Source organism: Paenibacillus sp. P4_A9, from assembly GCF_056402415.1.
In genome coordinates, this window is sequence record NZ_JBFUHL010000010.1 from 1 (window position 1) to 22,096 (window position 22,096).

The window sequence follows — 22,096 nt, forward strand, 5'->3', positions numbered from 1 at the left end:
GGCAACTGTTATGACAATGCCTGTATCGAGGCTTTTCATAGCATCTTGAAGCGTGAATTCATCTACAGCAACCCCAAATTCAAGACGAAACTAGAAGCCCAGCAGAAGCTGTACCGATATCTTGAGTTCTTTTACAACCGGACAAGATCGAATAGCACGATTGGCTACATATCTCCAGCGCTCTTTGAGCAGCTGTATTACCAACGGGTGGTTTAACTAAGCGACGTCCACTTTCTTGACAGAGGAGCAATTATCGAATTAATTTCACTGTCCGCGTCATCTTTTCTTAATTAGTCCGAAATTGCCCATCTAAATCGACCCAAACACCCCTTACGCAAGGAAAATGGTTAAATAGTTCGGCAAAATCGAACTATTCGTTCTATTTTGAAAGGAATCCTTGTTTTAGTTCGGAGATTTCGGACTAATGCAGATTTCGCCGAGGAGCTTAAGCGAGCAGTAGTGATATAGTGATGATAAGTATCTAGTGTAGTTTCTTGCGTGATGCAAAATAAACGGCTACGCCGTCCTCTAAGGACGTATCACAGTGTTTATGGAGAAATATAGCCGACTTATTATGTGAAACATATAAATTCTTATATTTTAATAAAAACACCGCCATCGGATTTTTTCCGACGACGGTGTCCATAGGCCGTTCTAAGGAGCTAACGCGTTCGCTACTTCAAGCGCACGATCAAGGAATTGCTCGATTTCCTCACGGGTTTTACGTAGCTTGCTGACGAAACGAACAAGTTCTTGGCCGCCACGGAAAGCAATAAAGCTTGGAATGCCTAATATGTTCAATTGTTCACAAAGATCCGGGAACTCATCGCGATCTAGTTCAATGAATGTGATACGACCTTCATAGGCTTGTTCCACCGCAGGCATAAAAGGATCAATATAATGGCAATCCTTACACCATGTCGTCTTGAAAATGGCAATCGTCACGCCTGATTGGGAAATTTGTTCTTGATATTGTTGTTCAGTTGTAACTTTACGCATAGGGACACCTCTTCATTTCTGGAATTTACTCTCTTATAGCATGCAAGAAAATGAGTGTCAAGCGTTGATGATGATGACATGACCGGTCTAGCGTATGTTTCATGACAGCGTTCATTTACAATTAAAGTAAAAAGTGATATCATATGAATATCAAAATAATATACTTGTTAAGGAGGCTTTACATCAATGAAAGAAACTAATTCATGGTCATTAAATGGCTTTATTGGCTTATTCTTATTTTTCGCCGCACTCGGGCTAGGCTTTTACAGTCTCATACGAGAGAGTCCTTATTTTTTGATTGGTTTTATCTTGATCATAGTTAGCATCATCTCCCTGTCGACAATTACTGTCGTTCAGCCGAATCAAGCAGCGGTCATTACTTTTTTCGGGAGCTATCTAGGGACGATTCGCAAAAGTGGTATGTGGCTCGTTATTCCCTTCTCTTCGAAGAAGAAAATATCGCTGCGGGTTCGCAATTTTAACAGTGTCAAATTAAAAGTGAATGATATCAATGGGAATCCGATTGAAATTGCTGCTGTGATCGTTTTTAAAGTTGTAGATACGTACAAAGCATTGTTCGATGTAGATAGTTATGAGAAATTCGTTGAAATTCAAAGTGAGACTGCGCTTCGTCATGTGGCCAGCAAGTATCCCTATGATCATTTCGATACGGAAGGCTATTCGTTAAGAGGGAACGCCGATGAGGTTGCTGCTGAGCTGAGCACGGAGCTTCAACATCGTCTTTCCGTTGCAGGTGTTGAGGTGATTGAGTCCCGTCTGACTCATTTGGCCTACTCAACCGAAATTGCCAGTGCGATGCTTCAGCGTCAGCAAGCCTCTGCGATTCTATCCGCACGTTCGATCATTGTAGAAGGTGCCGTTGGCATGGTTCAATTGGCTGTCGAGCAATTGGAAGCCAAGGGTTTGCAACTTGACGAGGAGCGTAAAGCTGCAATGATCAACAATCTCCTAGTTGCGATTGTATCTGATCGTTCTGCGACTCCGGTCATTAATACCGGAACGTTGTACTAACGGAGCCATGTTATGGCTCCTAAGAAAAATTTCCCGCTTCGACTAGATCCGAAGCTGCATCAAGCTTTGGAGCAGTGGGCTGAGGATGAGTTCCGTAGTGTTAACGGTCACATTGAATATTTACTCCGCGAAGCGGTCCTCCGTTCGGGAAGGCTCCCCAAATCTAGTACCGGGCAGCAAGCAACCGAAGATTTGGACAAATGACAAACAAACATCTTACACGGCATCCGCCTGTAAGATGTTTTCGTTTTCTCACATCGTGATCGATCTTCGCTCACATTTTTCTTCCAACCCTGTCATACCCGTAAATTAACAAGCAAATAATAGAAGAATGGAATTCGCTCTTGTAAGGAGGCTATGATGAGAGTAAATCTGCCACCCGAAAACAAGGACCATACGAGATTTTACGGAAAAATGAGGGGATTGCCAGGTGCGATAGTTCAGCTTGTTAAACAACAAGCCGCTAAGATGATTACCTCCTCTGAGCTAGCTCACGAACTGCCTTTGCGTATCGAAATATCTCCCTTAGCACTAGCCAGAATAGCTAAAGGGGTCGAGCAGCAGGTAGCTTTGCAGCAAGATGGCGTCACTTCTCATACTCCTACCGCTTTGGAACAACAGATTCTGCAGCGGATCGTCGCCAAGACGCAGAAAGACAATCGCAATAATGTGACACGTACCCAAGCCTATTGGGCATGCTACCGCGACTTTCCCGAGCTGCATTGGGCATTATTGGCCCATATGGTCTCTCGGAACGGAGGCTGGTGCATGACGGATCTACGTGGAGAACTTTTCCCACATTTGCTGAACAACGCAGCCACGGGACATTTTTTCTCCTTTCTTGAGCGTGCGAATGCCCTTGTCTTCCAAGATTCTTACCCGCAAATGCTGCTGTATGCCGAAAGCAAACGGAGGAGACTCAGCTTATTTCATCTTCTTCCTCATTTGCACATATCCGTTTGGATGCTACCGATATGGCAAGATTTCTGGCTTTATCAGGATACTGCCCTCCTCACCATAGGTCTGATTGTCAATGAGCAGCATTACATCGAGGAGCGCGTTGTTCAAAATCCTATCTACAAACAAACCGTTTTAGATACGCCTCAATTCAAAACGCATGCCTGGCTGCAGCTCAATCAAGTCGGATTCCCCTTTCGTTCTGCTTCGATAGATCCGCCTCAACCACACCTTGTAGGCCTTATTCTTGAAAATTTCACGAATCTCTCCGAACGTATCCAGTTCGGCAGAAGCTTGTATGCGATCCTATTTAGGGCTCCAGGTGTGCTACAAGGCGTCATAGCTTATGCAGCTTCTACTCCCCATACGGGATCACGTTCCGACTACTGGCCTCACCTGTTCGCTCCCATACGAAAAGCCCCTCCTGATCTCAAGTATCAGGAGAGGCTAGATGGCTACAGCCTTAAGAAAGGTGCAGCGCCGTTCTATAGTCCTCCGCTTCACTCGGTGTGGCCTGACAGGCCGCTAGCGCCGGTAGAGCGAGGTGATTGGTTCACGCATGGAAAGGAACCTTTACAGCATATGCGAACCATTTCGGTTCCCAGTGCTAACGATTTGACGCAAGACATGTGTCTTGGACTGAGCAAGCTTGAATTAGCTGTCGTAGGCGCTCAATCAATTAAGAAACTCATCCTCTGAGGCCGTTACGTTACTACCTAAGCTCGTTTCAAGACGCGACTTACTTTACCAATCAGCTTCTGAACCGGTGACGGAAAGCTTTTCACATCATCCTTCGTCACCACACGCGTAACCATCAGCAAGATCGGATACAAAGCCACCGTAAATCCGCAAATCAGCACTGCTTGGATACCTTGATTTAAGCGGAACCAAGGCGTTGGCAGCACATACGTATGTGTCAGCCATTCCGCTGCAAAGCCGAGAACACCGATTACAATGATCGTAACGATGAGTCCGCCGAAACGACGTCCAAGAATCGTGAATGTTACTTCTTTACGAAGGGATCGAAGGTTCAGCCATGACATTGCGATGAAGCATAACCCCGTAGAGATAATGATGCCATAGATGCCCAACCATTGCCCTAACACGAAGCTGCCAAGCAGCTTAATTGCGATGCCGACAGCCACATGAGCCATCAATGGCTTCATCCGTCCCATGCCCATGAGAACGGCTCCTGAGGTCTGCATGATGATCTGGAACATCGCGCCTGCTGTCAGCAAGGAAATCATGGCAGGTCCATGCGCAATCCCATAGGCGGAATCCTCAAGGCCAAATAGGAAGAAGTCGAGCGGCCTAGCAGCTATGCTGATCATCAACACCGCAGGGAGACCCGACAGAATCGCGAGTTGAAGCACACGTGTCGTCTGCTGTCCTACAGCTTTTAGATCTTTGCGTGAGTATGCTGCCGAGATAATAGGCACAACTGATTGACTTAATGCGATGGCCAAAATGATAGGAATTCCCGCGAGCGATTGCGCGCGTCCGCCAATGATCCCAACCAAGCCTAAGGCTTCCTTGGCACCGATTGAATTCTCTAGCAGTGGAATAATCATCGAGGTATCGATGGCGTACACGAGCGTAACCGTGACCGAGAAAACGACGATCGGGATCGATAGCTTCAGCAAGCTTCGATAAATATCCCGGTATCTGAACATTTCCGCTGGTTGATCTCCTGTCCGTGTAGCACCGATCTGCTCAGCCGCGGCTTGTGAAGCGGCTGAGACTGCTTGGCGCGTTTGCGCATCATTTCTTTTTAGCTTCCTAGCATAGTATAGCATCACGGCAAGTGCAGCAATCCCCCCGACAACACCACCAAAGGAAGCACCAGCTACACCCCAACCAAGCGAATAATTAAGTAAGAAAAACGCCAATGCAATCGACGTGATCAATCGGAATATTTGTTCCACAACTTGTGAAATACCGTTCGGCATCATATGTTGTCTGCCTTGGAAGTAGCCGCGCATGATGGCGATAAGCGGGAAGAACAGCATCGCTGGTGCAATCGCTCTTGTCGCTAACGTAGCATCCGGTCCACCGTGCGAAATATTTTCCGCATAAATGGGTGCGAAGACAAACAACAGTACCGTCATCCCGCCCCCAGCAACGACAGCGAACCAAATCGCAGCCCGATAGATCCTTTGCGCTTCATGCGGTCGACCGATGGCGTACTTCTCGGCAACCATTTTACTTAATGCACTCGGAATGCCCGCTGTTGCGATAACAAGCAGGATCGAATATAGATTAAAAGCAATGGAATAACTGCCCATTCCTTTCTCATGAAGCAAGTGAACCAGCGGTATTCGCTGGAAAACGCCGAGAAACCGCGCTACAAGCGCGGCCACGGTGAGAATGAGCGTCCCTTTTACAAGGGAATCTTTGGTTACCTTCGTCAAGTCCGTTCCTTCTCTCTCTTACAATTTACAAACGTCCTTCTATGCCTTAAAAGACCCAGATGAAAAAAATAATAATCATGGCCAGCTGCAAAGCAATTTTGACGACAGAGCTGGCAAAGAAACCAAGCACAGACCCAATTCCCGCACGTACGGCATTTTGCCAGGAGGTTCCGATAATCAATTCACCCAATACGGCACCTATGAACGGACCCAGGATGATCCCGAATGCTGGTATCACGAAGGGGCCAATAATCAGACCAACGGTGCTGCCGATAATTGCCGCTTTGGAGCCGCCGAATTTTTTGACCCCTAATGCACTAACCGCATAGTCCGCCACGATAATAATGATGACGATCAGGGTCTGGATCAACCAAAACCAGAAGCCGAAAGACTCCCAGCTGATCAGCCAGCCATAGATGAAAAAAGCAGCATAAATGGCCAGTACACCCGGCAGTATCGGATACACAGCCCCCACCATTCCGACAACAAATAAAAGAATAACGACAATCCAACCTAAGGTAATCATGCTCAGTTACTCCCTCCATTTATACGAGAATGTGATGCTTTACTCTCATTTAGGCCAGCATGTAGGTGCGAATGACATGTGCGACAGCATGCTCATCGTTGGTCACGGTCGTGATATCGGCGATTCGTTTCACTTCATCCTGCGCGTTCCCCATGGCTACACCGAGCCCTGCTTCACGTATCATTGCGATATCATTCTCGCTGTCACCCATGGCGATAACCTCGGACATCGAAATACCCAGAAGTTCACAAACCGCTTCAACACCGCTTGCTTTGCTGATCCCGAGCGGATTCATCTCCAGGTTCTCTGGATGCGAGTTGGTGATTTCAAGCGTCCCCCAGCTCGACACAATATCGCGAAGTCGTTGTAATTTCTCCGCATTGTCTGAGAAGTAGCCGAATTTAAGCCATTCATGTTGGTTGATATCAAAACCTTCACTTTCGCGATTGAACACACCTTCTACGGAGTATGCCCACCACCAGCAATCATTTTCCACCGCTAGCTGATGTAATTCCCGTATCGTTTCAATCGGTACAAGCGTTCGTTTGAGCAATTTATCCGGCGACGCCCACACTTCACTGCCGTTTACCACAACAAGGGGCGTTGAAAGCCCCAGCTCCTTAATGTAAGGCATGGCGCTTATCGCACCGCGACCCGTGGACATGATCACCACTTTGCCTTGGGAAGAGGCTTCTCGAATCGCCGCTTGATTCTCAGCAGATATTTTTTTCTCCTCATTCAACAAGGTTCCATCCATGTCGAGCGCGATTAATTTATAAATTCCCAAACGTGTCAACTCCCATCTCGATGCCGCCATTTGTTTGTCGACCTAGTAAGCAGTTAGTACTTTCTTAGGCAGCTCTTCCATGAATGTTTTGTGCCAAAGTGCAAAGATATACAGGGTCCACAAGCGTCTTGCGAAGTCCCCTTGACCAATACGATGCTTATGAAGCATTTTCTCAACAGCTTGAATATCGATGTAATCTTCGATTCCACTCGATTTGATTTGCTCCATGACCATGTCGCCCATTGCACCTTTCATCCAATCGCGCAAAGGCACTGGAAACCCAAGCTTCGGACGATTCAGAATCGGATCTGGAATAATGCCTTCCATTGCCTTACGGAAAACGTACTTTGTTGTCCCATTCGCAATGCGATATTTCGCTGGAATGCGGCGAGCCACTTCGAACAGTTCTTTATCTAAGAAAGGAACGCGCAGCTCCAGGGAGTGCGCCATTGTCATTTTGTCGGCCTTCATCAAAATATCACCAGGCATCCACAAATTCATGTCGATGTATTGCATCCGACTAACCGGATCTAGATGTTTCGTTTTGTTATAATAATCACCGGCGATTTGCACGGGATTTTTGTAGGCGCGCAGCATCTCGCTATCGAGACGCAGTACTTCTGCCTTCATATCCTCGGAGAAGATTTTAGCGTTGCCGAGGAAGCGTTCTTCCAGCGGAGTCGTCCCCCGCAGCACATAGTTGCGGCCCTTTACGCCGCTTGGCAATATGCGTGCGAAGCGGTTCAGCATGCGCTTCACCGATGACGGCAGTTGATCTAGCGGCTTGAGCGATTGCGGCTCGCGATAAATGCGATAGCCGCCGAACAGCTCGTCCGCGCCTTCGCCGGACAGCACAACGGTCACATGCTCGCGCGCAAGCTGCGCCACGTGATAGAGGGCAATGGCCGAAGGATCGGCGACAGGCTCGTCCTGGTGCCAGATCGCCTTCGGCATGGTCGCGAAGAAATCATCCTGCGTGATGATTTTGTCGTTGTGCTCTGTCCCGAGCGTTGCTGCGGTCTGAGCAGCGATCGGCGTCTCATTGTTGGCGCCTTCGAAGCCAACGGAGAACGTGCGTATCGGTTCGATATTCCGCATATGCGTAGCAATCGCCGTCGAGTCGATCCCGCTCGATAGGAAGCATCCGCGTTCCACGTCGCTGACCATGTGAAGCTTAACGGACTCTTTCAGCCCTTCACGGATCTGCTCGACGTAGTGGTCGAATGGCTTGTCTTCCGGTTCAAACATCGGATCCCAATACTTATGTAGCGTCATTTTACCTTCAAAGGTGATTGTAACCGTATGAGCAGGCGGCAGCTTATAGATGCCTTGGAACATGGTATTCGGCTCTGGTACATATTGAAAGGTCAAATAATTCAGCAAGCTGTCCGTATGGATCAACCGATTCATGCCTTCCGCCGCAAGCAAGCTCTTGATTTCCGAGCCGAACACAAATTGACGGTCACTCACATGATAATAAAACGGCTTAATGCCGAAGTGGTCTCTCGCTCCGAACAGCTGCTTCTTCTTGCGATCCCAGATCACAAAGCCAAACATACCGCGCATGTGCTTCACGCAATCCTCGCCGAATTCCTCATACAGATGGACGATGACTTCTGTATCACTTTGCGTGCGGAAAATATGACCGCGCTCCTTAAGCATCGTGCGCAATTCTTTGTAATTATAAATTTCACCGTTGAAAATAATCCAAACGGTTTCATCTTCATTCGTTAATGGCTGATGGCCCTCTTTGATATCGATAATGGATAATCGTCTAAAGCCTAAGCCAATGCGATTCTCCGTCCAGAAGCCGACATCGTTAGGTCCACGATGCACAATCACATCCGTCATTTGCTTCAAGCTTGCCTCAGTTGGTTCTCTATCTTCAAAATACATTACACCCGTAATACCACACATGGTGAGACTCACTCCTCCGTACTCTCATCATCTTTCTCTTGGACAACCGATATATTAGTATACCATATCAGCCCGTCATTCTGGAAATACCATGAGCGTACGAGAATCGAAAAACCCAGATGCCTATAGAAAAATGATGGAAATGAGAAGTCGTTTTAACGAAGCAGATAACCGGCTTTTTTTCATGAGATTCGACCACCTTTCCTCTGCGCACAAAAGTTGACCTGAGGCAACATTTAGGGTGAAGCAAGTTCTTCCCCCTTGAAATAGGGTATGCGGCCATGGCGTAACTGGTGCAGTGCTGAGTGGCAGGTTTTATGAGAAAAACTTCTATCGAAGTCCTTCGAGGATGAGCGACCGCGTTTTAAATGTTGTTTTTATCGCCAATTAGACAGATGTTTTCGGGAACCGAAAACTTATACTTTCTAATGTGGTCGCAAAAAAAGAGCTTGCCGAAGCAAGCTCTTTTCCATTCATTACCACGGCCGCTTCCCGCCGCCAAGCTTTGTTAAAATGCCACCATTCGCCGCGTCATACGCTTCGAAGATTTTCGCTGCAATCGGGGATGCCCCGTAACGTCCGAACCCACCTTCCGGTACTACGACAGCAATCGCCAGCTTCGGATTCTCGACAGGCGCGAAAGCGATAAGCACGGCATTTTCTACTCTTCCGCCAGCCACATCCTGCGTAGATGTTCCGGTCTTACGAGCGACATTGAATGGTAATTCATCAATGCCTTGAGCGCCGCTTTTCATCCCATGTATGATCGTATTCCAATCTGCTTGCGAGAACTCCTTGGATACATCGTCAAGAACCTCAGGCTCAATCTTTTTCACTAATTCACCTTGATAATCACGAATTTCATCTACGAAGAGAGGCTTCATCCGTTTTCCTCGGCTCGCTACAGTTGCCGTATATTGCGCTAATTGAAGCGTAGTCGTTTTCTCATTCTGTCCCCAAGATGCGTAGACCATCGCAGATTGATAACTGTCTTTCTTAGCATTCGGGATAAAGTCATTGGAACCCACGAATTCACCTGGCAGTCCGCTTCCCGTCTTCACACCCATCCCAAACTTGGCCAGATACTCGGCCCATTTGGCTGTCACATTCGCGTTCTCTCTCCCATATTTATTCCAGAAAGGGATACCTACCATCGCCGACATATATGTATTCGAGGATACCTCAATAGCGGACGAGGCGTTTAAGGGGCCATAAGCGTGTTTATCGGAATTCGAAATAGCGCTGTTGTTATCCCTACCAAAAGTAAATGTACCTGTATCATAGTACGTCTGCCCCGCTGTAAAGAGCTTTTCTTTTAGTCCAATTAATACGGATAACGGCTTAATCGTTGAACCCATGAAAACAATGGAAGACGGATGCTTTGCATTTTCTTTGTCATCTGGATATTTCGCTTTGGCATTCATAATCGTACCATTCGAAATAAAAGTACTAATGTCTTTATAAATGGCAGGCGAAATACCACCGGTCCAAGCATTTGCATCATAATCCGGATAATTAGCCATCGTGACGATTCGACCTGTATCCACTTCCATGGCAACCGCGAAGCCCGAGGAAGCCTTTACCCCAAATTTCAAATACGGATCATTCGCATTGGCAGGAGTACGTAAATATTGAATATGATCCTGTATGAATTTCTCCGTCGTCTTCTGAATATCCTTATTGATCGACAGGTACAGATTATTCCCCTTAATCGGTGCTGTAACCTCTGCTCTTCCAATAATTTTCATCGCGGCATTAACGGGATATTTCTTACTGCCATTCTTGCCGCGCAGCTCATCCTGATACATCCGCTCAATGCCATCGAAGCCAACATTCTCATTGCTTAAATATTCATCACTATTCGGATTATCCTTATAGATTTCTTTCGCTGTCTGGGTCGAAAATGCATTCGTATAACCGACCAATTGCGTGGCAATTGTCGTCTTGTTGTCATCATCCATTTCGTAGGTACGGATACTTTCTTCCGTCACTTCCAACCACTTAAACTCATCGCGATGCTCGAGTAAAAAAGCAATTTCGCCATTGGATAAATCTGCTTTAATGCGGCGTGGCACATAAAAGTAGCTCGGATCTTTCACTTTATTCTTATTAATGTCATAGCCCAGATCCATCGCAAGAACGATCTCTTCAGGGGTAGGACTCACTGTGTTCGGTTTGGCAAATTTGTCAAAAACTTCGGTTTTGAGACGATGTGCTAAATCAATAATCGCATCCTTATCCTGCTGGCCTGGTTCAATACGGAAAAATAAGGACTGTACGGGAATTGTATATGCCAGCGGGGATTTCGTTGAATCATAAATATTGCCGCGAATCGGGGCGATCTTGTTGGTTTGATTCGTATTGGTATTCTCTGCAGCCTTCAGATCCTTGGCTTGAACAAATTGAAGAATCGCTAACCTAACAATTAGCACGGAAAACAGTAAAAAAGTAACGAAGAAAAATATATTGATCCGAAACGAAAAGTGCCGTTTTTTTGTAATTTCTTTTTTCTTCGGATCATCCATAATGGATGACTTCATGCTGGTTCATATCCTTTCTCTTTCTCACTTAGGTCGTACATCGCCGGCAGGCGCCTCAATCAGTTCGAGCAGGGAACGGATCCCATCTCCCGTGTGATAAGGGTACCGGATTATACGAACAGCATCGATTCCTACTTGATTAGGGGCCCAAATATCATTCGTCTCATGATCCCCAATATACAGCACATCCTCTGCCTCAACACCTGCCATTTGTAAAGCAAGCTGAAAAATTGCAGGATCCGGCTTCTCTAAGCCAACTTCAGTTGATACAAGTATCGGGTCAAAATAATGTAAGACCCCTTTGTCCGCCAGAATGGCTTTCAACGTTGGAGCAAAATTAGAGATGATTCCGATACGAAAGCCTTGTGTTCGCAGTTCTTCCAGAAATGGCTTCACGTCATCAAACAAATCATAATACTCCGGTGCGGTGAAAATTTCATACAGCTCGTGACAGCAATTGAAAATTTCTTCCTCTGTCCAATCTTCATGAACGCCTAGCTTATGCAGGACATAGTGGTATAGGTTAACCCAGAATTCACGATCTGACTCTGGACTGCACACCACGAAGTTATCTTTTTTCTCGACATAATAAAATAGACGAAATGCTTCTGTAAAAAGTTCATGAATATGAGCTTCATCTCGGTCAACAGCGCGCAATTCCAAGTATTGCTTCAAAATTGTTTGTGCTGCAGGAATGGTTACTAACGTGTCACCCGCATCTAAGTAAATCATCTTGTATGACTTTAACTCTTTTCGCATTTCGTCTCCTCTAAACGTCTCTCACGTGTGTTTGATCAAATTTCGGGGGATTAAACCAATTCGCTCCGCTTGCAACCCAAGTAGAATCCAAAGGCACCCAGTTATTGGTTTCCTTGAGAAACACTTCATTCCAAGCATGCGGACCATATCCACCCTGTCCATCATATCCCAGCCCCGTGACAACCTTCACATCAAGTCCAATGGATCTTGCCATTTGCGCATATAACCTAGAATAATCAATACAAACGCCCTCTTTGGTATTGAATGTATCCTCTGGCGTTTGCTCCTTCCAAATCCGCTGTTCTTCATATAATTTCACTTTGTTCCAATCATACTTGACCCGGGTTCCCACCCAGCTGTACAGCAATTTAGCCTTCTCTTCATCCGTCTTTGCGTTCGCCGTAATTTCTTTCGCCGCATCTGCAATATTGCCCGGGATTTTCGCATCGAGCACTTCATATTTCCGTTGTAAAATATTCGTGAATTCCTGCTCAACCGCACGTGTGAAAACAGGCGCCTTCTCCGCTATAAAATCACCTGTAAACGGTGATATGACTTCCTGAGCTCCTTTTTGATACATTTGCGAGGACTCAATATAGGGGGTTATCATCGAGTGCGGGAACAGTGAGACATAAATGAATAAAATAGCGATTAACATAAGCGCTCTAACAAATCCGGCTATGGAGCCTATTGCCCCGCCTGAAACGGAGCTCAATAAGGAATGACCCTGATTAGGCTCCGAATAACGTTCTGCCAGCCAACGCCCCAGCCATACATCAACCAGGTGATTCAAGATTTGTTTGATTATGACATAGCCAAGGATAAATAAAACTCCGAAACGGAGCAGCGGAAAATCACGCAGGCTAGTGATGACGGTATAGTAAGCTTGTTTCAGCGCACTTATGTCGATGGCCGGAATTTGTAGATCCTGCCCCTTTAACCACGTTTGAATCCATGGTGAAATCAGTTGCACGCCTTTCCAAGCTATAAACATGGACAAGATGGCGAGCACTGCTTCCACCAACATAGCTGCGAAATGTCTGGCCGAGCCGGAGCCACCACGGAAAAATCCTTGCAGCACGGAAGCTGCAATCGTGAGAACGATCAAGATGGATATGAAGTTGATTGAAGTGGTTGAAAGCCACGAGTTATCCGTCATGCGTGCTCACCTTCCCTTGATAGGCTATCTCCGTTAATCGCTAGGCATTTTTCTTTGCTTGCTCAATGAAAGCTTTCACAGCAGAATTCGCATTCATTTTAAAGGATTTTCCAAGAAAAGTGATCTGAACCTCGTCCGATCCTGGTTTACCTTCCACTTGCAAGCTTTTTGTCGTAATCACAAAGGAACCGTCTGGGTTGGCCTTAAATTTGGCTTCTTTGGCCTCGGACGTCAAGGCACTAACTGCTTTATCCTTGATATCATCACTGACTTGGGAAACAACACTTGCCCCAATATCCTTTATTTTATCCTTATAGTTGGCTCCATAAACGATAAGCGCTCCAACAATGGCAAGGACAAGCACCCACTTCACCACGGTTTTTACAATCCCAATCACAATAAATAGTACAATAATAGCCCCTACAATTAAATACCAACGATCCTGTGCAAACGAAATCCACTGATCCATCTTTAACCCCTCCTCGTTATCCAAAAGTCCTTTCCTATCATACTACATGGACTCTCTAATCTTCATCTCTTTTTTTCCTTAACTGTGCTAACTTCTGCTCGATTTCTTTGGTTTTATCGATGCTTTTACCTGTTCTGCGAAAAGATTGTCTTAAACGAAAAATAAGAAAAATACCAACTGCGGCCAAAAGTATAAAAACAATTGGGTCCATAATTCCTCCTACGATCGAAATTGTGTCATTTGCCCCGAAAGGTCATATCTGTGGGACGAGCGGCGTAAAACTTAAGAAGAGATGAGAAAACCTTCTATCGAAGTAATTCGAGGATGAGCGACCGCGTTTTTAAAAGTTGTTTTTATCGCCAATTAGAAAGATGTTTTCGGGAACCGAAAACTTATACTTTCTAATGTGGTAACTAAATGATCGAGGTGGTGAGACTGTGCGGACAGCCATATGGTTGTACTTATTTATGTTTGTTGCATTCTTTGATTTACATGCGCAATACCCGATTTTATCCCCTTTCGCCTTATCACTGGGAGCTGCTCCCTCATTCATAGGGCTCATCATGGGCGTATACTCGCTTACACATCTACCTGGCAATCTTATTGCTGGATACGGTGTAGACAAATTCGGCAGCAAAATGTTCATCGTCTTTAGCTTAATTGTAGCAGGGATCATCTTACTATTTCAATCGAACGTCAAAGATCCTTGGCATCTGCTTTACATTCGTTCCATCAGCGGATTTGTACTTGCCTTCCTATCACCGGCTTGTTTATCCTTACTGGCTCGTATTGCGCGTGATCGCATTCATCAGAGCAAGCTCATGGCAGGCAATGGACTCGTTCACACGCTTGCGTCAGTGGTTTCTCCTGCGGCAGGTGCTGTGTTAGTGGCCAAAATTGGCTTCACAACCGCATTTTCCGTGTTAGGCTGGATCCTTATTATCACGGGAATTCTTGCGATCTTCGGCGTTAAGGAGAAAGAGCTATTAGCTGAGCAGGGGAAACATGCCGGTCAAACCGCCGTCTTAGACCCTCATGGTCACAATCTAAAGCAGGTTGAGAACGACATCTCGGACGGTGTCTCTATCCCATGGCTCTTTTTCCTCATCCCCATGGCACTCTCTTGCTCACAGGGGATTTTGTTCTTTGAGCTTCCTCTGATGAAGTCTGCACGGGAGTCGATCCTTACGTCTGGTGTCTTTTTCACATTGGTCAGCTTAGGTGCGCTGCTTAGTATCTCATTCTGGTTTTTGAACAAAATATCACCCTTTATTCGGACGATTTGCGGTAGCATTGGACTGGCCGCAATTTTCTTCGGATTAGCCGTCAAGTGGCCGATTCCACTCTCGGTTTCTCTCTTCTTAATCGGTATGGCCAAAGGTGTCATTTATCCAGCACTTGCAGCGTTACTCGCCAGTATAACCAGCAGCGCTCGATACGGTCGCGTCTTTTCCTTGCTATCGATTTCTTACTCCGTTGGTGCATTTATCGGCCCAATGATGGCTGGTCAGCTTCGCGATCATATTTCCTCGTACTTTATCGCGTTCTTCATTCTCATGTTGGCACTTTCGCTCCTGCCGCTTCGCACGTTCAAATCTCCTGTAATCACTTCATAAAAATGCTTTTCAGAAAGGCTTGATGTCGACCATCAGGCCTTTTTTCTGCTGTCACACGCTGTAAATCCTTGTCATTTCCCAGGAAATAACGCAGCTTCGAGACACTTGGATCGCCGCTCCAAACAGGGTATACTACTCTAAAAAGGAGTGAAGGTGACCCTATGTCCATTGCCATTATTGTTGAAGGAAAAAATGATAAAAGCCGTTTGAAACGCGTGCTTGATGATTCGGTTAGCATCCATTGCACCTTCGGAACTCCCAGTTCCATTACCCTTGACGCGCTGCGAAAAAAAGTTGGCGATCTACCCGTTTATATCTTTACCGACAATGATTCATCCGGCAAAAAAATCCGTTTTTTGCTGCGTGATACGTTTCCAGACGCTGAACAGATTTATACTCGCAAGGGCTATGCTGGGGTAGAAGGAACGCCTGAAGAGTATATCATTCAGCAATTAGAAAAAGCAGGACTGGACGCGTATATTATCTACCCTGCGCCCAACCCTGCTTATGAATAACTACGTTCGAATTATTTCCCTTTTGAAAGGGTTACAACATCTTTGACGATATGATCCGCATCCAACTCCGGATTGCTTGCATCATAATAATTTCTTAGCTGACCTTTCGGATCAACAAGCAAGATCGCATTGGAATGCGAGAAATTACCGTCCTTCTCTTTGATCACCATGATACCGAAGTCCTCAGCAAGCTTATGAACCTTCGCTTCCTCACCTCGGAGGAACGTCCATCCGCCTGGAATCGGCTTCGATTCGAAGCGATTTCCGAATGCTTTTAACACCTCTGGTGTATCTCTAGTCGGATCTACTGTAATGGATAAGATCTCAGCTTTATCACCCAGTAATTTCTTTTCTTTCAATTCATCCTGTACACGTGAAAGTATGGCGCTCGTTGGCAGACACACATCCGGGCAGTAGGAGAAGAAGAAATACACTAGCCTCACTTTACCTTCCATATCTTGAGAGGTAACCGTTTTGCCATCTAAATCCTGAAGTGTAAATGCAGGCGCTGCCTTCATCGCTGTTAATCGTTCATCCGGCTTACTGTCGTTCGCCCACAATTTATAAGCAAAAGAGGCAATCATCGCGATTAATATCGCCCCTAGTGCTAACTTAAACCAGTTTTTCTCGAAAAACGTCCCCATTCGTTTTTGTCCCCCATACGAACTAGATTTTCGCTGTTGTATCAATGACCATCAAGATCGATAACAGCGTTAAATATAGAAGGGAGAACAAGAACATACGCTTAGCCCATACAATTTCCGCTTCCCCAGTTGCTTTAAAACCTTTGACACTCATGAATACCCACGTTAACCCAAGAATCGTTGATACGATCAAGAATACAGTTCCTACATAACCATAAGCCGTTAACATAACAGTAACTGGTACTAATAGCACGACGTAGCGCACCATACTAATTTTCGTAACGAAAGTTCCTTTGACAACCGGTAATAGCGGAAAGCCTGCAGCACGGTACTCTTCCATACGGCGAATGCCCAGTGCCCAGAAATGCGGCGGCTGCCACAGAAACAAGAATAGGAAGATCAATATTGCCCCTAAATCTACTGTCCCGCTAACCGCACAGTATCCRATGACGGGTGGTGTTGCACCCGAGAAGGCGCCAACGAATGTGCTCCAGACAGAAGTCCTTTTGAACCATGCCGTATAAAGCCAAACATATAAAAACAATCCAAGTAAACCGATCAATGTTGCTAACGGTGATTGGGCCCCAAAGTATAGAACACCTAACCCGATTGTGCCTAAAATAATACCGTACCAGAGCACGAAATTAGCGCTGAGTCTTCCGCTTGGAAGTGCTCTATTCTGCGTACGCTCCATCTTCGCGTCCATCTCACGGTCCAGATAATTGTTCAGTACCGTACCTCCAGCCATCACCAGTGCTGTACCCAGCATCGTCATAATGAGATGGATCCAGTCCACATCCCACTGAGCAGCTAGCCAGTAACCAGCAAATGCCGTCATGAGATTCGAATAAATAATACCCGGCTTCACCAGGCGGTAAAATTCTTTCAGGGTCACAGGTTCTGCCGCACCTTTGGCAAGGTTAGCTTCTATAGAATCAGTTCCAACGGACTCTTGGGACGAGCCTTTCGAAACGGTTTCGTAGGTGACTTGATTTTCCATGTATATTGACCTCCTCTATGTTGAAATTTCCGATCCTACTTCTAAATGAACAATCTCATCATACCAACCCCTACATCATTTGACAATGAAGCACGGGCAGTTGTCATCATATTGTCGATTCTCCTTCCAGTATGCGTGGAAAATAGACTTGCCATTCGATTCCATTTTGGGAATACGTGAAAAAGTTGTGGGGAGTAACGCGTGGGACACCTTAACGCCCATATCGACGCTCTCATAAAGGTACCTCCCACCACTATCCCCTTCGCTCAGTTCAGCAAGAGTCGGTCCTTCTGAGTCAATGGGATAGTGCCCATAAGCTTTAGCGTTAAACATCTTTCCCCACCCAGTGCCACATAAATAGGAAAAGGAAGCAGCATGATTGCTGCCTCCTTTTCCTATTTATTCACCAGCAATGGTGTTAAATCAAATAAACTGCGGCGGATTTGATGCCAAGCCTTCGTCAAAACATCTTGCAGCTGCCAAGCGTGTCGTCCCATGACGGTTACGACAAGTCCGTGCTTGTAAGTGAGACTGGCCCCAAAGCGAACCGCACCGCCCTCCAGTTGGTTTAATCTCTCCACGATGGCCTCAAGATGACGCGGCCCAAGCCGATCCGAGAAGATAAACAGATTTCCGAGATGCGTCTCACCCTCCCAGCAGCCTGGGGAACTAAGTAACATCTTCGCCGGTTCGATTCGCTGGTTTTGGTAAAAAATGAGCTCACCCTCGTACCAAACCTTCATCCGGTTCACATACCGCGCATACTGAAATATTTCCCCTCGCTGCGCTCGACCAGGGCAGATGACATCAGAGAATATCAACGCTGATCCCTTTGATAAATGTGCCTCTGTTTCCGCGAACAAATCGGCGTCCTTATACAGCATCAATGGCTCAGGAATATACTCTAGCATCGCGTCAGCTTCCAGTCGAAGAATCTGCTGCTGCGTGCTTCCTTGCCCTACCGTTGAAGGGTGAACCTTCGTGAAAGACTGGTTCGTTAGAAAAACACGTGCGCCCTCTTCAAGGCGCACGTTAATTTCGTAATGATCCCCCGACATGAGTCCAGGTGAACAATCCATCATATAGACGCCCAACTGATCCATCGGCGGGGCATCCTCCACGAACCTTTCGTTCTCATTACGAAAGGTTTTGGCGATTTTGAGCGGGGAGGCATGATATTTGTAAACGAGCCGCGTCTGGCCGCTGCGTACCGCAAATTGCGCGGAGATCTCCCCAGTCAACTTAGGCATGACTGAACTCCGTTTCCACCCAGCTAACAATATCATCCAACCCTGTGCCACCCATTAAGTTAGAGAAAATATACGGGCGTTCGCCGCGCATTTTTTTCGTATCCGAGTCCATCACTTCCAAAGAAGCGCCTACATAAGGAGCAAGATCGATTTTGTTGATGATCAGCATATCTGAACGCATGATGCCTGGACCGCCTTTGCGCGGGATTTTCTCACCTTGGGCCACATCAATGATATAGATGAAGCGATCCACAAGCTCCGGACTGAACGCAGCAGCCAAATTATCGCCGCCACTCTCAATGAAAATGATATCGAGATTCTCAAACCGCTTCTCCAACTCTTCAATCGCTTCAAAATTCATCGATGCATCCTCACGAATCGCTGTATGCGGGCATCCGCCTGTCTCTACGCCAATGATTCGCTCCTCTGGCAATACTTCAGAGCTAATCAGAATGCGTGCATCTTCCTTGGTATAAATGTCATTCGTAATAACAGCAATACTGTAGCGACTGTTTAGCTTCCGTGCTAAGCGCTCTACTAGCGCTGTTTTTCCTGAACCAACGGGACCGCCGATGCCAATTCGCATAGGGCGATTGCGATCTGCTGCCGGTTTCTCCCATTCGTGATGATGATGACCGTTACCTTGACACATCGTCATTCCTCCTCGGATCTGGATTTCTTTTTAAGACATAAATAAACGTGAATATAGAGTTTCGTGCTGCATCATTGCTAGATCCGCCGCAGGTGAATTCGTGTATGCATCCATCGGATCCAAATGCGCAAATCGCTGCCATTCGCTACCAGTCAAAGGAACCAGCTTCGCTAATAGCATCTGACCTTGTGTTTGTCCCATGGACATCAGCCTGAGCGCACTATTGATACAAGTCATGATACACGTATATAAGTAACCTTCGACAGCCTGATATAGATGAACTCCCAGATGGTAGCTCACCCAACCGTGAACAACAGGATGATTCGAACTGCATTTCCCCGCACTTACAGCATCATCGAGAGGCTGCCAATTCAGCTCTGGATACAGCGAGCGTGATAATTGGAGCAGCCTGCGTCCCATTTTCTGAACACCAATCCGCGTCTCACTTCCTACCCGTTGCACGTGGAGCATATGGTCAATGTCCCAAAGCTGTCCCAACTCCCCTCGAGGAATGTGCATATAAGCCGCTTTGATAACCATCGCATCCGATGATGTCCAACTGTTAGCAAGCATCGATTGAATGTAAGCTTCTAGCTCCGCGACCGTCGTCAATCTCCCTTGTTGAACCAGAGCCTCCAAACCAAACGAGTGCGAAAATCCGCCAATCGGAAGCGCAGAATCCAAGAGCTGCTGATAGGCTAGCCAATGAAATGGTGGATGTTCTGTTCCTGTTCCTGTTTCCGTCACTTTCGTCACCCCACTCGGGTCATACTCATCCTAAAATAAGAAATACAGCTGAGCCATCGGCAACTCTGTCGCCGGCTCGCAGGTCACAGCCTCCCCGTCAACCTTCACCTCGTAGGTTTCCGGATTCACTTCAATGGAAGGCGTCCCGTCGTTATGGATCATATCTTTCTTGGAAATGCTGCGGCAGCCTTTTACCGGCTCAACCCGCTTGTGCAAACCGAATCGTTCCGCGATTCCGCTGTCATACGCAGCCTGAGAGACGAACGTAATTGAGCTTTGCGTCAACGCTTTCCCAAAAGCAGCGAACATCGGCCTTCCGAAGACAGGCTGCGGCGTTGGAATCGAAGCGTTCGGATCGCCCATTTGCGCATAAGCAATGCTGCCGCCTTTGAGGACCAGATCCGGCTTCACGCCGAAAAACATCGGACTCCAAACGACCAAATCTGCAAATTTCCCGGGTTCAATCGACCCGACAAGATGCGAGATACCATGCGTTATGGCTGGATTTATTGTATATTTCGCCATATAGCGCTTAATGCGAAAATTATCATTATCCTCGGTATCAGGAGCAAGCGGACCGCGTTGTTTTTTCATTTTATCCGCCGTTTGCCACGTACGAATAATAACCTCACCCACTCGCCCCATCGCTTGGGAATCGGAGCTCAGCATACTGAATACGCCGAGATCATGAAGAATATCTTCCGCTGCAATCGTTTCAGGGCGGATCCGAGAATCTGCGAAAGCGACATCTTCCGGAATTCGACTATCCAAGTGATGACACACCATCAACATATCCAAATGCTCTTCAATCGTATTAATCGTATAAGGCCGTGTCGGATTGGTTGACGAGGGTAGGACGTTCAGCTCAGCCGCTGCGCGGATAATGTCAGGTGCATGCCCGCCTCCTGCCCCCTCGGTATGATAGGTATGAATCGTACGTCCTTTAATCGCAGCCAGCGTGTCTTCAAGAAACCCCGCTTCATTTAACGTATCGGTATGAATCGCCACTTGAACATCATAGCGACCTGCCGCTTCCAAACACATGTCAATGGCTGCCGGCGTTGTTCCCCAATCTTCATGAAGCTTCAAGCCAATGGCGCCCGCTTCAATTTGTTCAGTCAGAGGCTCTAGGAAGGAAGAGTTCCCTTTGCCGGTAAAGCCCAGATTCATCGGAAACGCTTCGGCCGCCTCTAGCATCCGTTGCAAATGCCAAGCACCCGGTGTGCAGGTTGTCGCGTTCGTTCCCGTTGCTGGCCCCGTCCCACCGCCGATCATCGTCGTCACGCCTGAGGAAAGCGCTGTTTCAATTTGCTGCGGACAAATGAAATGGATATGCGCATCGATGCCGCCAGCCGTTACGATTTTACCCTCACCCGCAATGACCTCCGTGCTTGCACCTACGATCATATTGGGATGCACCCCATCCATAATATCCGGATTACCTGCTTTTCCGATGCCAACAATATGACCATCCCGAATACCGATATCGCCTTTGACAATCCCCCAATGATCAATAATGACAGCATTCGTAATTAATGTATCTAAAACACCCTGCGCTCGGGTCGCGCCGCTAGACTGCCCCATGCCGTCACGGATAACCTTTCCGCCGCCAAATTTACATTCATCTCCATATACGGTGTAATCATGCTCGATTTGCGCCCAAAGCTCCGTGTCTGCCAACCGAATGGCATCGCCTGTTGTAGGGCCGAACATCAGTGCATAGTTCTTACGATCTATTCGACTCACCGAGCATCCCCTCCCAAGCCTGCCATCTTTCTTTCGTTTCTATCGACATCTTGTCTTTTTCCGCTAAGCCTTGACTCAAATTATTAAGTCCATATGATAGCTTCGTCCCGCCTAATTCGACGAGTTGCACCGGCTTCTGCTCGCCAGGCTCGAATCGGACAGCCGTCCCTGCCGGGATGTCTAAACGCATGCCAAAGGCTGACTCTCTCGGAAAGTCCAAACCTCTATTGACTTCAAAAAAGTGAAAATGCGATCCTACCTGAACCGGTCGATCTCCTGTATTGGTAACGATGATTTCAATCGTCTGTCTACCTACATTCATTTCAATAAAGCCTTTGGCTATTCGATATTCGCCGGGAACCATGCGCTC

General features: G+C 46.8%; 23 protein-coding genes. 6 read left to right on the forward strand and 17 right to left on the reverse strand.

What is annotated here, in order from left to right; all coding sequences use genetic code 11:
• Positions 1-216 (forward strand): IS3 family transposase (locus tag AC1DVJ_RS09870; protein WP_477590321.1); only part of this gene is annotated, 216 nt, incomplete at its 5' end.
• Positions 217-654: 438 nt separating this feature from the next.
• Here AC1DVJ_RS09870 and AC1DVJ_RS09875 read toward each other — a convergent pair.
• Positions 655-999 (reverse strand): thioredoxin family protein, encoded by a 345-nt coding sequence (locus AC1DVJ_RS09875; RefSeq protein ID WP_477590322.1) that lies wholly within the window; start codon positions 997-999, stop codon positions 655-657.
• Positions 1,000-1,185: 186 nt separating this feature from the next.
• Here AC1DVJ_RS09875 and AC1DVJ_RS09880 point away from each other — a divergent pair, with 186 nt between their 5' ends.
• From AC1DVJ_RS09880 to AC1DVJ_RS09890, 3 genes are all read left to right on the forward strand, one after another.
• On the forward strand, positions 1,186-2,031 hold the full coding sequence (locus AC1DVJ_RS09880) for an SPFH domain-containing protein (protein WP_477590323.1): 846 nt from the start codon (positions 1,186-1,188) through the stop codon (positions 2,029-2,031).
• Positions 2,032-2,043: 12 nt separating this feature from the next.
• Complete coding sequence (locus AC1DVJ_RS09885; protein ID WP_477590325.1) at positions 2,044-2,235, forward strand: type II toxin-antitoxin system antitoxin; 192 nt, start codon at positions 2,044-2,046, stop codon at positions 2,233-2,235.
• A 156-nt stretch (positions 2,236-2,391) separates the two neighbouring features.
• Positions 2,392-3,687 (forward strand): DUF2515 family protein, encoded by a 1,296-nt coding sequence (locus AC1DVJ_RS09890; RefSeq protein ID WP_477590327.1) that lies wholly within the window; start codon positions 2,392-2,394, stop codon positions 3,685-3,687.
• 17 nt (positions 3,688-3,704) lie between these two features.
• Here AC1DVJ_RS09890 and AC1DVJ_RS09895 read toward each other — a convergent pair whose 3' ends face one another.
• The 9 genes from AC1DVJ_RS09895 to AC1DVJ_RS09935 all read right to left on the reverse strand — a co-directional run bounded on the left by AC1DVJ_RS09895 (position 3,705) and on the right by AC1DVJ_RS09935 (position 13,767).
• The gene (locus tag AC1DVJ_RS09895; RefSeq protein WP_477590329.1) at positions 3,705-5,399 is read right to left on the reverse strand and encodes a putative polysaccharide biosynthesis protein; all 1,695 of its coding nucleotides are present in this window, start codon (positions 5,397-5,399) and stop codon (positions 3,705-3,707) included.
• A 46-nt stretch (positions 5,400-5,445) separates the two neighbouring features.
• Positions 5,446-5,925 (reverse strand): DUF456 domain-containing protein, encoded by a 480-nt coding sequence (locus tag AC1DVJ_RS09900; RefSeq protein ID WP_477590331.1) that lies wholly within the window; start codon positions 5,923-5,925, stop codon positions 5,446-5,448.
• 49 nt (positions 5,926-5,974) lie between these two features.
• A complete protein-coding gene (locus AC1DVJ_RS09905; RefSeq protein WP_477590332.1) occupies positions 5,975-6,712 on the reverse strand; it encodes a Cof-type HAD-IIB family hydrolase in 738 nt (245 codons plus the stop codon).
• 42 nt (positions 6,713-6,754) lie between these two features.
• The gene (gene asnB / locus AC1DVJ_RS09910; protein ID WP_477590334.1) at positions 6,755-8,629 is read right to left on the reverse strand and encodes an asparagine synthase (glutamine-hydrolyzing); all 1,875 of its coding nucleotides are present in this window, start codon (positions 8,627-8,629) and stop codon (positions 6,755-6,757) included.
• A gap of 476 nt (positions 8,630-9,105) precedes the next feature.
• The gene (locus AC1DVJ_RS09915) at positions 9,106-11,169 is read right to left on the reverse strand and encodes a peptidoglycan D,D-transpeptidase FtsI family protein (RefSeq protein WP_477590336.1); all 2,064 of its coding nucleotides are present in this window, start codon (positions 11,167-11,169) and stop codon (positions 9,106-9,108) included.
• A gap of 24 nt (positions 11,170-11,193) precedes the next feature.
• Positions 11,194-11,928: an HAD-IA family hydrolase gene (locus AC1DVJ_RS09920; protein ID WP_477590338.1), complete on the reverse strand. Its 735-nt coding sequence runs from the start codon at positions 11,926-11,928 to the stop codon at positions 11,194-11,196.
• A gap of 10 nt (positions 11,929-11,938) precedes the next feature.
• Positions 11,939-13,087, reverse strand: a complete 1,149-nt coding sequence (locus AC1DVJ_RS09925; RefSeq protein ID WP_477590339.1) for a transglutaminase domain-containing protein — start codon at positions 13,085-13,087, stop codon at positions 11,939-11,941.
• Between the two features lie 40 nt (positions 13,088-13,127).
• The gene (locus tag AC1DVJ_RS09930; RefSeq protein ID WP_477590341.1) at positions 13,128-13,556 is read right to left on the reverse strand and encodes a hypothetical protein; all 429 of its coding nucleotides are present in this window, start codon (positions 13,554-13,556) and stop codon (positions 13,128-13,130) included.
• 55 nt (positions 13,557-13,611) lie between these two features.
• On the reverse strand, positions 13,612-13,767 hold the full coding sequence (locus tag AC1DVJ_RS09935) for a hypothetical protein (RefSeq protein WP_477590343.1): 156 nt from the start codon (positions 13,765-13,767) through the stop codon (positions 13,612-13,614).
• A 226-nt stretch (positions 13,768-13,993) separates the two neighbouring features.
• On the opposite strand from AC1DVJ_RS09935, the gene AC1DVJ_RS09940 reads away from it, so the two are divergent.
• Positions 13,994-15,172, forward strand: a complete 1,179-nt coding sequence (locus AC1DVJ_RS09940; RefSeq protein WP_477590345.1) for an MFS transporter — start codon at positions 13,994-13,996, stop codon at positions 15,170-15,172.
• Positions 15,173-15,333: 161 nt separating this feature from the next.
• Complete coding sequence (locus tag AC1DVJ_RS09945) at positions 15,334-15,687, forward strand: toprim domain-containing protein (RefSeq protein ID WP_477590347.1); 354 nt, start codon at positions 15,334-15,336, stop codon at positions 15,685-15,687.
• 11 nt (positions 15,688-15,698) lie between these two features.
• On the opposite strand, the gene AC1DVJ_RS09950 is transcribed toward AC1DVJ_RS09945, so the two are convergent.
• The 7 genes from AC1DVJ_RS09950 to ureB all read right to left on the reverse strand — a co-directional run bounded on the left by AC1DVJ_RS09950 (position 15,699) and on the right by ureB (position 22,090).
• Complete coding sequence (locus AC1DVJ_RS09950; RefSeq protein WP_477590348.1) at positions 15,699-16,331, reverse strand: SCO family protein; 633 nt, start codon at positions 16,329-16,331, stop codon at positions 15,699-15,701.
• Positions 16,332-16,353: 22 nt separating this feature from the next.
• Entirely contained in the window at positions 16,354-17,331 is a 978-nt protein-coding gene (gene cyoE, locus AC1DVJ_RS09955) for a heme o synthase (RefSeq protein ID WP_477590349.1), read from the reverse strand.
• A 395-nt stretch (positions 17,332-17,726) separates the two neighbouring features.
• Positions 17,727-18,581, reverse strand: coding sequence for an urease accessory protein UreD (locus tag AC1DVJ_RS09960; RefSeq protein WP_477590351.1), 855 nt, complete (start codon positions 18,579-18,581; stop codon positions 17,727-17,729).
• Entirely contained in the window at positions 18,574-19,233 is a 660-nt protein-coding gene (gene ureG / locus AC1DVJ_RS09965) for an urease accessory protein UreG (RefSeq protein ID WP_477590352.1), read from the reverse strand. The genes AC1DVJ_RS09960 and ureG overlap by 8 nt, the downstream gene beginning before the upstream one ends.
• A 30-nt stretch (positions 19,234-19,263) precedes the next feature.
• Positions 19,264-19,980 carry an urease accessory protein UreF gene (locus AC1DVJ_RS09970; protein WP_477590354.1) on the reverse strand — a complete coding sequence of 239 codons (717 nt, stop codon included), beginning with the start codon at positions 19,978-19,980 and terminating at the stop codon, positions 19,264-19,266.
• A gap of 30 nt (positions 19,981-20,010) precedes the next feature.
• Positions 20,011-21,726 (reverse strand): urease subunit alpha, encoded by a 1,716-nt coding sequence (gene ureC, locus AC1DVJ_RS09975; RefSeq protein WP_477590356.1) that lies wholly within the window; start codon positions 21,724-21,726, stop codon positions 20,011-20,013.
• Entirely contained in the window at positions 21,707-22,090 is a 384-nt protein-coding gene (gene ureB / locus AC1DVJ_RS09980; protein WP_477590550.1) for an urease subunit beta, read from the reverse strand. The genes ureC and ureB overlap by 20 nt, the downstream gene beginning before the upstream one ends.
• Positions 22,091-22,096 lie beyond the last annotated feature (6 nt).